The organism is Bradyrhizobium iriomotense (assembly GCF_018130765.1).
In the GTDB taxonomy this organism is placed as follows: Bacteria; Pseudomonadota; Alphaproteobacteria; order Rhizobiales; family Xanthobacteraceae; genus Bradyrhizobium; species Bradyrhizobium iriomotense_A.
The window spans coordinates 317,320-330,810 of sequence record NZ_JAFCJZ010000001.1; the positions used below are offsets into that span (position 1 = coordinate 317,320).

Here is a 13,491-nt window from a genome sequence, read left to right on the forward strand (position 1 = left end):
TGTTCCGGTGAACGCCGGCCCTGGTCTTCGTGTTCCAGGAACCGTCCCACAGACACCCTGTTTCCCGCTAGAATGGGTTCATGAAACAAGCTGATTCCTCGCCCCGTCACACCCGCCGCGCCCTGCTCCGGTCGACGCTCGGTGCAGCCACTTTGCTGGCGCTGCCGACGCGCGTGCTCGCCGCGCCTGCCGGCTTCGACGAATGGCGCGAGTCATTCCGCGCACGGGCGATGGCGAAGGGCATTTCGGCTGCGACCTGGCAGCGCGCGATGGCGCGGGTCGAGCCCGACATGAGCGTGTTCAAGCAGATGCGCAACCAGCCCGAATTCCACGAGCAGGTCTGGCAATACATCAACCGGCGCGTCTCGGACTGGCGCATCATCAACGGCAAAATCGCGCTGAAGAACAACGAGGCGCTGCTCGCACGCATCGAGCGCGATTTCGGTGTCGAGCGCGGCACGCTGCTGGCGCTGTGGGGCGTCGAGTCCGCCTATGGCGACCCGCTGGTGCAGCAGAACCACATGACGCCGGTATTTCCCTCGCTTGCCGCGCTCGCCTGGAACGAGCCGCGCCGCAAGGCCTATTGGGAGACCGAGCTGATCAATGCGCTCCGCATCGTCGACAAGGGCTGGAGCACGCCCGAGGAGATGAAGGGCTCCTGGGCCGGGGCGATGGGGCATTCGCAATGGATGCCGGAGGTCTGGCTCAATGTCGGCATCGACTATGACGGCGACGGCAAGGTCTCGCCGTTCGGCAAGCCCGACGATGCGCTGGGCTCGACCGCAAAATATCTCGTCAACCGCGGCAAGTGGCATCGCGGCGAGCATTGGGGCTACGAGGTGCGCGCGTCCAGCGAGATGAGCGGCAGCCGGACCTATGCAGCCTGGGCGTCAGCGGGCGTCACCCGCGCCGATGGCCAGCCGTTTCCGCAGCCGAATGCCTCGGCGCAGATGTGGACGCCGGTTGCGGGCGGACCGACCTTCCTGCTGGGGCCGAACTTCTACTCGGTAAAGAGCTACAACCCCTCGATGAACTATGCGCTGGCGATCTGCCATCTCGGCGACCGCTGTCTCGGCGCGCCGCCCTTCATCCAGCCTTTCCCCGGCTCCGAGCGCGCGCTGACGCTCGCGGAGGTGCAGGAGATGCAGACGCGCCTGACCAAGGCCGGTTTCGACACCGGCGGCACCGACGGCCGCGTCGGCAACGACACCATGAAGGCGATCAAGGATTTCCAGCAGCGCGCCGGAATCACGCCGGCCGATGGCTATGGCGGGCTGAAGGTGCTGGCCAAGCTGCGGCAGGGGTCGTAGGTACCCGTCATTCCGGGGCTCGCGTAGCGAGAACCCGGAATCCATTCCTCCGCATCGCTTGCTGCCCGATGGATTCCGGGCTCGCGCCAAGTGGCGCGCCCCGGAATGACAGCCTACCTCAATGCCTGTATTGCGGCTCCTCGGCATCGAGCTGGCGCCGGATCGCAGCGAGATGCAGCCTTGCGGATTCGGAATCGCCTTCGCGCATCTGCTTGTATGTTTCGGCGGCCACAGCGGGATCGACCGGCAGCACTTTGCGTCCCGTCGACATCGCGAGCACCTGCACTTCCGCCGCGCGTTCGAGGTAATAGAGATCGTCCCAGGCTTCAGCGATGGTCGGCGCCAGCACCATCACGCCGTGATGCTTCATGAAGACGATGTCGGCATCGCCGACGGCGGAGGCAATGCGCGCGCCCTCGCGGTTGTCGAGCGCGAGGCCGTTATAGTCGCGGTCGACCGCGGTGCGGCCGTAGAATTTCAGCGCGGTCTGGCCGGCCCAAATCAGGGGATCGCCCTCAGTCATCGACAGCGCCGTCGCATAGGGCATGTGGGTGTGGAAGGCGACCTTGGCGCGCGGCAGGAGCCTGTGCATCTCGGCATGGATGTAGAACGCGGTCGCTTCGGGCACGCCCTCGCCGTCGAGCACATTGCCGTGGAAGTCGCAGATCAAGAGCTTTGACGCCGTCAGCTCGCGGAAGGCATAGCCGTAAGGATTGACCAGGAAGAGGTCGTCATGGCCCGGCACGACGGCCGAGAAATGATTGCAGATGCCTTCTTCAAAGCCGTTGCGCGCGGCCATGCGGAAGCAAGCGGCGAGGTCCTCGCGCGCGGTGCGGATCGCGTCGGTGGCAAGGTCCGGCCGGTTCGAGCGGAATGGCGCGGGCGAGGAAGAAGACGAATGCAGGCTGTGCGCCATGGCGAAGGACACCTTTGTCGGTCGGGAAGCTCCCAGCGTTCTACAGGGCCGACGCCTGCGCGTCAGCCCCTGCGACCGCCACCCTGCCCTGCGCCGCTCAAGCGCGCCGCGGCACGCCGCCGGCGTTCATGCCGCCGTCGATCACGAGCTCGCTGCCGGTGACGTAGCGCGATGCATCCGAGGCCAGATACAGCACGCCGGAGGCGATTTCGGCGGCCTGCCCGGCGCGGCCCAAAGGCGTCACCACCCGCGCGCGTTCCTCCGGATCGATCGGGGCGTTCTGCCCGGCGCCGCTAGCCCCGGTCGGGATCTTGCCCCAGATCGGCGTGTCGATGATGCCGGGATGGACCGAGTTGACGCGAATGCCGTCGCCGGCGGCCGCGCACTCCATCGCGATCGACTTGGCGAACAGCCGTACGCCGCCCTTGGTCAGCGAATAGGCCGAGAGGCCCGGCGAGCCGCGCAGGCCCGCCAGCGAGGACATCATGACGATCGAGCCGCCGCCGGTTTTGCGCATCAACGGCAGGCAGTGCTTCACCGAGAGAAACACGCCGTCGAGATTGATCGCGTTCTGCTTGCGCCAGTCAGACAGCGTCATGTCGACGATCGAGGGCACGGCGATGCCGATGCCGGCATTGGAGACCATGATGTCGAGCCGGCCGTAGCGCTTGGCGATTTCGGCGACGATCTCGACCCAGCGCTCCTCGCTGGTGACGTCCTGCTCCAGGAAGATCGCCTTGCCACCGGCGTTTGTGACGCGCTTGGCGAGCTCGGGGCCATGCAGCTCGTCGATGTCAGTGATGACAACGGTCGCGCCCTCGCGCGCAAACAGCTCGACGATGGCCTCGCCAATGCCAGAAGCGCCGCCCGTCACGAGCGCGACCTTGCCCTCAACCTGCCCTGCCATGTTCACTCCCTTTTTTGTTGTTTGAGGCCGTTGTTATCTAATCACGGATGGCCCCTGGTCCGGTAGCGCGACGTCGACAACGCGGAATTGCACCCGCTCGGCGCCCTGGTAGCGGTCGACCGACAATGATCCCGCGACATGCATCTGCTGGCCGCGATTGGCGAGCAGCGCATTGCCGAGCTTCTGGCCGACGGAGCGGAACGCGATGCCGTTGACGATGGCGCCGTCGCCCGACTTGAAGCGCAGGCGCAGATGCGCCTGTCCGACCTCGTCGGCGAACACAAGCTGGTGCGCCGGCAGCGCCAGCACGGGCTCCGGATTGCCGCTGCCGAAGGGACCTGCGCGATTGAGGGTGGTCGCAAGCTCCGTCGTCACCGCGCGCGCGGAGACCGCGCCGTCGATATAGAGCTCGTTGACGTGGCGTGCCTCCACAACATCCTGCGCCAGTGCGTTCTCGAGATAGGCGCGGAATTCGGCGAGCTTCTCCTTCCGCAGCGTCACGCCCGCGGCCATCGCGTGGCCGCCGCCCTTGAGCAGAATGCCGTCGGCAACGGCCTGCCGCACCGCCTTGCCGAGATCGACGCCGGCGATCGAGCGGCCCGAGCCGGTGCCGATCCCGCCGGGCTCCAGCGCAATGGCGAAGGCGGGCCGCGAAAACTTCTCCTTCAGGCGCGAGGCAACGAGACCGACCACGCCGGGATGCCAGCCCTCGGACGCCGTGACGATCACGCCGAGCTTGTCTTCCAGACCGATCGAAGCCAGCGCCTCGGCTTCGGCCTGCGCCTCGGCGGCCTGCTCGATGACGCGGCGCTCGCTGTTGAGGCGATCGAGCTCGGCGGCGATCCGCGCCGCCTCGACGCTGTCGCCTTCGAGCAGCAGCCGCACGCCGAGATCGGCCCGGCCGATGCGGCCGCCGGCATTGACGCGCGGCCCCAGCATGAAGCCGAGATGCCAGGCCTCTGGCGGCCCGTTGAGCCGCGCCACGTCCATCAGTGCGGTATGGCCGACATGGTCGCGCCGCCGCATCGCGATCAGCCCCTTGGCGACGAAGGCGCGGTTGAGGCCGATCAGCGGCGCGACGTCGGCGACCGTGCCGAGCGCAACATGATGCAGCATGCCGAGCAGATCGGGCTCGGGCATTTCCGATGTCCAGAAGCCGCGCTGACGCAGCTCGCGATTGACCGCGACCAGCGTCACCAGCACGAGGCCGACAGCGGCCAGATGGCCAAGACCCGAGAGATCGTCGAGCCGGTTCGGATTGACCAGTGCGTCGACCTCCGGCAGCTCCGTGCCGGCCTGGTGATGGTCGATCACCACCACGGACATGCCGAGACGCTTGGCCTGGGCGAGCGGCTCGATGCTGGTGGTGCCGCAATCGACGGTGACGAGCAGCGTTGCGCCTTTCGCCGCCAGCCCGCGCACGGCGTCGACGTTGGGGCCATAGCCCTCAAAAATCCGGTCGGGAATGTGGATCAGCGGATCGAGCCCGCAATGCCGCAGGTGCCAGGCCAGCAGCGCCGCCGAGGTCGCGCCGTCGACGTCGTAGTCGCCGAAGATCGCGACCTTCTCGCCCCTCGCCGCGGCATCCGCGATGCGCTTGGCGGCGGCCTCCATCTCCGTCACCGTGAACGGGTCCGGCAGCAGCTTTCGGATGGTCGGATCGAGGAAGTCGGGCACGGCGTCAATATCGACACCGCGGCCCGCCAGCACCCGTGCCAGCAGTTCGGGAAGCTGGTGCCGCTGCACGATGGCGAGCGCCTGAGCCGCCCCGCGAGCGTCCAGCCGGTCGCGCCAGAGCTTGTCGGTCAGCGAGCGCGCGACGCCCAGGAACGCCTGGGGCGCTTCGACGGGCAAGGCTGTGGCAGGCGGCGTCATGACGAGGCTATCGGTTGGGAACTCGGACTCCGGGCGATCACGCTGGCGGCCCGGGACTGGCTTGAAGGGATTGGCCGGGAAACCCCGGCGATTTGCAACGGCCGGGTCGCACAAAGCGGTGGATGGCCAGCCGGCGAGCCGGGAGTGACTATCATTTAGGCATTCCGCCGAACAGCAAATTAAGCAGGCGTTAGGCGGAATCCTCGAAAAAGAATCGTATTCGATCTGACGTGATTTTGTTCCGGGTTCATTGCAGATCTGGCCTCATTGCCAAGGGAAGTCCCCGATGTCTGCTGCGCTGGGTCTAAAAGCCAAGCCGATCGCCACCGAACCCACGGATGATGATTCCGACATCTCCGCGCTGATCAATCGCCTCACCGCGGAGGTCAACCAGATCGCGGTCGACAAGACCAAGGCGATCCAGCAGATCACCAACCAGATGAAGATGCTGGCGCTGAACGCGCTGATCGAGAGCTCGCGCGCCGGCGCGCAAGGCGCGGGCTTTGCGGTGGTGGCGCAGGAGGTGCGCGGCGTTGGCCAGCAGGTCGAGACCATCGCGCGCGAGCTCGAGACCCAGCTGACGAAACGCACCGGCGACCTCGTCGCCTCGATCGACCGCATGAGCCAGCGCTCGCGCGGCGAGCGCATGGTCGACCTGTCTCTCAATGCGGTCGAGCTGATCGACCGCAACCTCTATGAGCGCACCTGCGACGTGCGCTGGTGGGCGACCGACTCCGCCGTGGTCGATTGCGCGGCCTCGCCGACGCCGGCAGCAGTCACCTATGCCTCGCAGCGCCTCGGCGTGATCCTGGGCGCCTACACCGTCTATCTCGACCTCTGGCTCTGCGACCTCGATGGCAACGTCATCGCCAACGGCCGCGCTGACCGCTTTCGTGTGGTCGGCCAGAACGTCGCCCACACCAAATGGTTTCGCGAGGCGCGCACCTTGCGCTCCGGCGACGACTATGTCGCCGGCGACGTCGAGAACCAGCCGCTGCTCGGCAACGCGCAGGTCGCGACCTATTGCGCCAGCGTCCGCGCCGGCGGCCAGGCCAATGGCGCGCCGATCGGCGTGCTCGCCATCCATTTCGATTGGGAGCCGCAGGCCCGCGCCATCGTGCAGGGCGTCCGCGTCGGCGACATCGACAAGGCCCGCGTGCTGCTGGTCGACTCGAACCTCCGCGTCATCGCCGCTTCCGATGGCCAGGGCATTCTCAGCGAGCGCATCTCGCTGTCGCTGAACGGCCAGCGCTCCGGCTTCTATCAGGACCGCTCGGGCACGATGGTCGCCTTCCACGCGACACCCGGCTACGAGACCTATCGTGGCCTCGGCTGGTACGGCGTGATCGTCTGCGCGGCGTGAGGCGCGAGCCGCGCCGGGCTACGACAAAACGACGAAAACAACCCCATGCACAGTAGGCGGAGGGTTGTTTTTGCTTGCGTTTTTCGCTTGTCGAAACAGGTTTGACGCGGCCTCCCTCCTCGCTCCGGTCGGCCGGCGTCTTGATGCAAATCAACACGGGACTGCCATCCGGCCAATGATGCTCGTGCAGACGGGCAACCTTCCCGGACGAGCGGCGCCATGGACGAGCTGTCGAAATTTGGCATTGATGCCGGCAGGCTGCCAATCTGGCTTCGCATCGTCGCGGTCGCGGCGCTCGTCGTGCTCACCACCGGTGCGGGTTTGCTGGCGTACCGCTGGTACGCCCACCCGGTCACGCTGTCGATTGCGGCGGGCTCGCTGGATGGCGACGCCCCCAAAATCGTGTCTGCGCTTGCTAGCCGGCTTGTCGTGAACAAAGCGCCGGTGCGGCTCAAGGTCGTCGAGACCAGCGGCCCGCAGGAGTCAGCGACCGCCTTCTCGTCCGGCAAGACTGATCTCGCCGTGGTTCGCGGCGACGTCGGCGACCTGTCGCAGGCGCAAGCCATTGTCGTTCTCGCCGAGGCCGTGGCCATGCTTGTTGCGCCCCCCGGGTCGGCTATCACGGATGTCGCCGGTCTGAAGCGCGCGACCGTTGGCGTTGTCGCCGCGGACACCAATCAGAGGATCGTCCATGTTCTCACCAAATCCTACGATCTAGACCGCACCAACGTCGTGTTCAAAAACCTTGCGCTGGACGATGTTCGCCGCGCCTTCGACAGCAAGGAGGTGCGCGCGGTGCTGTTCGTCATGCCGCTGAGCGAGAAATATCTGTCACTGGTGCGGGGGCTGTTCCCGCAGAACGTCAAGACCGCGCCAGTGCTGATCCCGATCGAGAACGCGGGAGCGATCGCGGAGAAAGAGCGCGCCTATGAGAGCTTCGACATTCCCAAGGGAACGTTGCGCGGATCGCCTCCAATCCCCAGCGATGACGTGACCACCTTGCGCGTGTCCTACTATGTGGTCGGCAAGAAAGATCTCGATAACGACACGATCGCCGACCTCACGCAGGCTCTCACGGCTGCGCGCAGGGACATTTTGCCGGACTGGCCGATTATCGCGCAATTCAAGGCGCCCGATACCGACGCGGGCGCCTATCTCCCGGTTCATGCCGGCGCCGCGGAGTTCTACAACGGCAACCAGCAGTCGTTCCTCGACAAGTGGAGCAACGCGATCTTCCTGGCACCGATGGCCCTGGGCGCACTGGCATCGGTCGGGGCTGCACTCTGGCACTTTCTCAGGGCCGGCGAAGCCGGGCCGCGTCAGCCGGCACTCGACGCGCTCTACGCGCTGGGTGGCAAGATACGGCGCTCGCAAAACGAGGCGGAACTTTCGGAGATCGAAAACCAGATCGACAACGTGCTCCGCGAACAGCGCGCGAAGTCCGATGGGGATGAGAACACGCTGGATGCAGCCACGTTGAATGTGGCGGCCCACCGCCTCGAAAATCTCATCCACGATCGTAAGGCCGCGCTGAACGCCGGCCATTCGCAAGCAACGCCCCCCGCCCAGAGCCAATCGCAAGTCTAGGCCTGCGTCTTCCCAAGACGGTCACGGCATCACATCGCGCTCGCAACGAACGCAACCGGCGTGCCTTTCGAGACGCTGCCAGCGACACGTTCGGCGTCCCAATTGGTGAGACGCACGCAGCCGTGGGATTCCGCCTTGGAGATCTTGTCCGGCGAAGGCGTGCCGTGGATGCCGTAGCCTTCGGCGGACAAATTGATCCACACCGTGCCAACTGGATTGTTCGGACCGGGCTTGATGGTGAAGGGCTTGCGGGAGCGGACGCCCTTGAAGTGATAGGCAGGATTGTAGCGATAGAATGGATTCTTGCTGACTTCGGTAATCCTGAGCGTGCCTGACGGCGACGGCTTGTCCTCGCTGCCGACGGTCGCCGGGTAGAATCCGATCAACGCATTCGACTTGTCGAACAGCTTGACGGTCTGCCTGACCTTGTCGATCTCGACCCGGTCGGCCTTGGCGGGCGCCCCCTCGCCTGTGCTCGCGGTGTCGGCGACGACGATGGTGTCGCCGGCCCGGTCGAAGCGGCGCCCGGGATTGAGCGCCTCCAGCAGTTGCTCGCTCATGTGGAATTTCTCGGCCAGGGCTTCGCGCGGACTGGTGAAGCCGAGCTTCGGGATGCCCTTCATGTCCTCCATCTTCGACGGCAACCTGTTCAGGAACGGACCCGCCACGTCCCTCTCGGTGATGGCATAGGTCAGCGTCACCGGCCGCTCGTCCGCCCGCAGCGCCTTCCAGACCTCAGTCGGGATGTCCGAGCCAGGCAACTGCCGGGCTTCCGCATAGGCGCGCAGCGCCTTCTTCGCGTTCTCGCCAAACCTGCCGTCGATCTCGCCGGGCGAGAAATGCGCCCTGTCCAGCAGGACCTGCAGCCGCACGCCCGCCGGGGTCGGCTTCTCGTTCGAGAGGGTCTTCTTCGAGGGCTCGGAGGAATTAATGGCGTCCGCGGTCATCTCGGCCGCGAACGCGGGTGCTGCCGCCAGAACGAGGATCAGAGCGATGCAGAATGCCCGGGCGCGGTCGGCCGACCCGGCGCTCATCACCGTCCGTCGCAACACGCCATCGCTCATGTGCCAGCTCCGGGATCGAGACATTCACCGGATTGGCAACTCGGCGCGACCGCGGAAGTTTCTAGTTTTCCCCGGGGACGACCGGCAACACGTGGCAGAGAGCTTGTCTGCGGCGCATCCTTCGAGACGCCCTCCTATGGCGGGCCCTCAGGATGAGGTCGCGTTTGCGGCGAGATATAAGACCCTCGTGCGGCGCGCTGCCATCTCCGCCGCCAGCAGCAGCGCGGCGCGGCTGGCGCCGATCGAGGCGATGCCTTGCCCCGCGATATCATAGGCGGTGCCGTGGGCGGGCGTGCAGATCGGGAAAGGGAAGCCCCCGAGCAACGTTACGCCGCGATCGAACCCCATCAGCTTCATCGCGATCTGGCCCTGGTCGTGATACATCGTCAGCACGGCATCGAAGGCGCCGCCCTTGGCGCGCAGGAAGACGGTGTCGGCCGGGAACGGCCCCTCGGCGGCGATGCTCTCGGCCTGGCCGGCCGCGACCACGGGCGCGATGACATCGATCTCCTCGCGACCGAAATTGCCGCCGTCACCGGCGTGCGGGTTGAGACCGGCGACCGCAATGCGCGGCCGGGCGAAGCCGGCGTTGCGCATGCAGGCATCGGTCAGCTTGAGCGCGCGATGGATGCGTTCGCTGGACAGGTTTGCAGCGACGTCCTTCAGCGGAATGTGGGAGGTGACACGTGCGTTCCAGAGGCGGTCGAGCACGTTGAATTCGCTCGCGGGAGTCTTGAGCCCGACCACTTCCGCGGAGAACGCGATCTCGTCGTCATACTCGGCGCGGGCAAGCCGCATCGCCTGCTTGTTGAAGGGGGTGAAGCAGACGGCGTCAACGCGGCCGTCGCGGCCAAGTTCGAGCGCGTGACGGTAATTGGTCAATGCGAATTTTCCGCCGGCAAGGGTCGCGGTCTTGGGCTCAACCTCTCGGGGATCGAGGTGGCGGAGATCGATGAACAGCGCATCGCCCCGCGCCGCGCGAAGGTCGGTCCCCTGCTCCACCATGGTCAGGTCCGACTTGACGCCCGCGACACGCCCGCCCTCGTCGAAGATGCGGCGGTCACCGATCACGACGAGGCGGCAGCTCGCGCGGATGTCGTCATCGACAACGAGCTTCGCCGTCAATTCCGGGCTGATGCCGGCGGGATCTCCCATCGCGAGTGCGATGAGCGGCTTTGCGGTCATATGATCACCTTTTCTCGAGCTGTCTCTTGAACTGTCGCTTGGACTGTCGTCTCGTCGGCGGAGGGCGCGGGCTTGCGCAGCAAGCGCGTCAGCTGCAACGCGAGCGGAAGCAGGAGTAGCGCGATGCCGCCGACGATCAGGCACGTCACCAGCTTGTTCGCGAAGAAGATGCCCAGGGATCCCTTCGAGAGCAGCATCGACTGCCGGAACGCATCCTCGGCCTTGTCGCCGATCACGATCGCGAGCACGAGTGGCGCCAGCGGATAGAACAACTTCTTGAAGAGATAGCCGACGATGCCGAATCCGAGCATCATGACGACGTCGAGATAGGAGTTCGACACCGAATAGGCGCCGACGACGCAGATGATCACGATCAGCGGCGCAATGACGACGAAGGGAATTCGCATCAACGCGGCGAAGACCGGGACGGTCAGCAGCACCAGCGCGACGGCGACAATGTTGCCGACATACATCGAGGCGATCAGGCCCCAGACAAAGTCCTTCTGGTCGACGAACAGCATCGGCCCGGGATTGAGGCCCCAGATCATCAGGCCGCCCATCATGACGGCCGCAGTGGCCGAGCCGGGAATGCCGAGCGAGAGCATCGGCAGCAGCGCGCTGGTGCCGGCGGCATGGTCGGCGGTCTCCGGCGAGATGATGCCTTCGACCTCGCCCGTGCCGAAATACCGGCCGCGGCGGGAAAAACGGCGGGCGATACCGTAGCTCATGAAGGAGGCCGCGGTCGGACCGCCCGGCGTGATCCCCATCCAGCAGCCGATCGCGGCGCTGCGCAACAGCGCGACGCTGTGGCGCGGCAGGCGGCCGACGGCGCGAAACACCTCGCGCCAATCGATCTTCGAGGAGACCGCACGGGCGTGAAACTCCTCCTCGACCGCGACCAGGAGCTCGCCGATGCCGAACAGGCCCATGACTGCGACCACGAAGTTCACGCCCTTCACCAGCTCGTCGATGCCCATGGTGAGGCGGACGCTGCCCGAGACGGTGTCGATGCCGATGGCGGCGATGGCAAAGCCGATCGCGAGCGCCACGACGGTCTTGATCGGGGCCGCGCCGCCCATGCCGACGAAGCTGGCGAAGGCCAGGAAATAAACCGCGAAATACTCCGGCGGCCCGAAGGCCAGCGCGACCTGCGCCACCCAGGATGCGAGGAAGGTGATGAGGATGACGCCGATCAGCGCACCGAACGCCGCCGAGCCGAAGGCGGTCGCGAGCGCCGTGGTCGGCCGGCCATCGCGCGCCATCGGATAGCCGTCGAAAGTGGTCGCGACCGAAGACGGCTCGCCCGGGATATTGAACAGGATCGAGGTCACGGAGCCCCCGAACAGCGCACCCCAATACATGCTGGAGAGCAGGATGATCGCCGACACCGGCTGCATGCCGAAGGTCAGCGGCAAGAGCAGCGACACCCCGTTCGGCGCGCCCAGCCCCGGCAGCACGCCGACGAGAATGCCGAGCAGCACGCCGACCGCCATCAGCAGCAGATGCGGCACGGTGACCGCGATGGTGAAGCCGTGCAGGAGCTCCTGGAGATTGTCCAACGGCCTGCTCCCTCAGTATCCGAGCGCAGCGGCGAGCGCGCCATGCGGCAGGCTGACCTGGAACATGCGCTCGAACACGACGTAGAGCGCGAGCGCCGTGACCGCAGCCATGGCCAGCGCACGCGGCACGGATTGGTGCCTCGGGATCGCCAGCACCGCGAAGACATAGAGGCTCGAAGCGAGATACATGCCGAGCAGCGGGATCGCGGCCACGAAGATCGCAGCCGGCACGAACAGGCCGGCGAGCCGGCGTAGCTCGAGCGGCGTGATCGCGATTGGAACGTTCGCGAGCGATGCAACTGGCCGCACGCCCCTCACCAGATTGTAGAGGCTGCCGAGCACGACGATGATTCCGGTCAGGAACGGGAACGTGCCGGCGTCCACGCCCGCGCTCGACCAGCCGATGCCGTTGTCGAGGCTGGAGACGACGACGGCCACACCGAAGCTTCCGGTGAGGATTGCGGTCGCAAGCTCAAGCGCGCGGCGCGAGATCATCGAGGGCTCCAGGCGAGCAGCGGACCCAACATTGGGTGTCGTCCCGGCGAAAGCCGGGACCCATAACCCAAGGGAGGAGTTTGACGAAGACTGGTATCCACATCGGTACGACCACTACCGCCCATCGAGAGATCACGCGGTATGGGTCCCGGCCTTCGCCGGGACGACGGCGGAGTGTGTGGCACGATGGCCGCTGCAACACCCCGCCTCACTTGACCAGCCAGCCCTGCTCGCCCGCGACCTGCTTGACGTGCTCGAGGTCCTCCTTGATGAACTTGTCGAACTCGGCGCCGGTGAGGAAGGTGTCGACCTGGGAGGTCTTCTCGATGTAGTCCTTCCACTCCGGCGTTGCCTGCACCTTCTTCATCAAGTCGACATAGAACGCAGCCTGGTCGGGCGTGACCTTGCCGGGCAGCCACACGGTGCGCGGCTGCTCGTATTGCTTGATGTCGAGGCCCTGCTCGACGCAGGTCGGAACATCGCTCCAGCCTTCGGTCGCGGTGACCTTGGGCCCTTGCGGCAACCGCTTGGGGCTGAACACGCAGAGCGGCCGCTGCGTGCCGCCGCGCCATTGCCCGAGGCTTTCGCTGGGATTGTTCACGTGGGAGTCGAGATGTCCGCCGGCGAGCTGCACAGCGGTCTCGGCGCCGCTCTTGAAGGGTATGTAGGTCAGCTTGACGTTGCCGGCCTTCTCGATCATGCGCGTCAGCACCTCGTCGGTGTCCTTCGACTGCGCGCCGCCCATCCTGAATTCGCCGGATGCAGCCGCTTTCAGATAGTCGCCGGCATTCTTGTAGGGCGCGTCCTGCTTGACCCAGAGCAGGAACTCGTCCTGCGCCATCGCCGCAATCGGGGTGAGATCGGTGTAGTTGAAGGCGACCTTGGACACGAGCGGCTGCTGCCAGGCATTCGACGTGCCGAAGATCACCTTGTAGGGATCGCCAGCGGAGGCCTTGCCGTAGACATAACCTTCGGCGCCGCTGCCGCCCCCCTTGTTGACGACGACGATCGGCTGCTCCGTCAGCTTGTGCTTGGTGATGATGTTCTGCACCGCGCGGGCAAGGTTGTCAGTGCCACCGCCGGGGCCGGCGGTTGCGACGAACTCGATCGGCTTTTGCGGTTGCCAGGCGGCGAGCGCCGGCATGGTGCCGGCAAGCACGGCTGCGGCGGCGGAGAGCAGAAATGTTGACGTCCGACCCATGATTTCCTCCAGCTGATTTTTGTCTTTTG

The 13,491-nt window shown here is 66.0% G+C and carries 11 protein-coding genes; 3 read left to right on the forward strand and 8 right to left on the reverse strand.

Annotated elements, in window-relative coordinates; translation table 11 throughout:
* The first annotated feature begins 80 nt into the window (after positions 1 to 80).
* Complete coding sequence (locus JQ635_RS01530) at positions 81 to 1,310, forward strand: lytic murein transglycosylase (RefSeq protein WP_211408112.1); 1,230 nt, start codon at positions 81 to 83, stop codon at positions 1,308 to 1,310.
* 118 nt (positions 1,311 to 1,428) lie between these two features.
* Here JQ635_RS01530 and JQ635_RS01535 read toward each other — a convergent pair whose 3' ends face one another.
* From JQ635_RS01535 to recJ, 3 genes are all read right to left on the reverse strand, one after another.
* Entirely contained in the window at positions 1,429 to 2,226 is a 798-nt protein-coding gene (locus tag JQ635_RS01535) for an aldolase (RefSeq protein ID WP_211408113.1), read from the reverse strand.
* Between the two features lie 97 nt (positions 2,227 to 2,323).
* Positions 2,324 to 3,133, reverse strand: a complete 810-nt coding sequence (locus JQ635_RS01540) for an SDR family NAD(P)-dependent oxidoreductase (RefSeq protein ID WP_211408114.1) — start codon at positions 3,131 to 3,133, stop codon at positions 2,324 to 2,326.
* A gap of 33 nt (positions 3,134 to 3,166) precedes the next feature.
* Positions 3,167 to 5,008, reverse strand: a complete 1,842-nt coding sequence (recJ, locus tag JQ635_RS01545) for a single-stranded-DNA-specific exonuclease RecJ (protein ID WP_211408115.1) — start codon at positions 5,006 to 5,008, stop codon at positions 3,167 to 3,169.
* Between the two features lie 286 nt (positions 5,009 to 5,294).
* On the opposite strand from recJ, the gene JQ635_RS01550 reads away from it, so the two are divergent.
* Both JQ635_RS01550 and JQ635_RS01555 read left to right on the forward strand, forming a co-directional pair.
* Entirely contained in the window at positions 5,295 to 6,371 is a 1,077-nt protein-coding gene (locus JQ635_RS01550) for a methyl-accepting chemotaxis protein (RefSeq protein ID WP_211408116.1), read from the forward strand.
* 219 nt (positions 6,372 to 6,590) lie between these two features.
* Positions 6,591 to 7,958, forward strand: a complete 1,368-nt coding sequence (locus tag JQ635_RS01555; protein ID WP_211408117.1) for a TAXI family TRAP transporter solute-binding subunit — start codon at positions 6,591 to 6,593, stop codon at positions 7,956 to 7,958.
* 29 nt (positions 7,959 to 7,987) lie between these two features.
* Here JQ635_RS01555 and JQ635_RS01560 read toward each other — a convergent pair whose 3' ends face one another.
* The 5 genes from JQ635_RS01560 to JQ635_RS01580 form a co-directional block, all read right to left on the reverse strand.
* Positions 7,988 to 8,992, reverse strand: a complete 1,005-nt coding sequence (locus JQ635_RS01560) for a L,D-transpeptidase family protein (RefSeq protein WP_211408468.1) — start codon at positions 8,990 to 8,992, stop codon at positions 7,988 to 7,990.
* A gap of 177 nt (positions 8,993 to 9,169) precedes the next feature.
* Complete coding sequence (locus JQ635_RS01565; protein WP_211408118.1) at positions 9,170 to 10,207, reverse strand: 4-hydroxythreonine-4-phosphate dehydrogenase PdxA; 1,038 nt, start codon at positions 10,205 to 10,207, stop codon at positions 9,170 to 9,172.
* A complete protein-coding gene (locus JQ635_RS01570; protein WP_211408119.1) occupies positions 10,204 to 11,766 on the reverse strand; it encodes a tripartite tricarboxylate transporter permease in 1,563 nt (520 codons plus the stop codon). Before JQ635_RS01570 ends, JQ635_RS01565 begins: the two co-directional genes overlap by 4 nt.
* A 12-nt stretch (positions 11,767 to 11,778) precedes the next feature.
* Complete coding sequence (locus JQ635_RS01575; RefSeq protein ID WP_211408120.1) at positions 11,779 to 12,261, reverse strand: tripartite tricarboxylate transporter TctB family protein; 483 nt, start codon at positions 12,259 to 12,261, stop codon at positions 11,779 to 11,781.
* Between the two features lie 208 nt (positions 12,262 to 12,469).
* Positions 12,470 to 13,462, reverse strand: a complete 993-nt coding sequence (locus JQ635_RS01580; RefSeq protein ID WP_211408121.1) for a Bug family tripartite tricarboxylate transporter substrate binding protein — start codon at positions 13,460 to 13,462, stop codon at positions 12,470 to 12,472.
* Between the last annotated feature and the right edge of the window lie 29 nt (positions 13,463 to 13,491).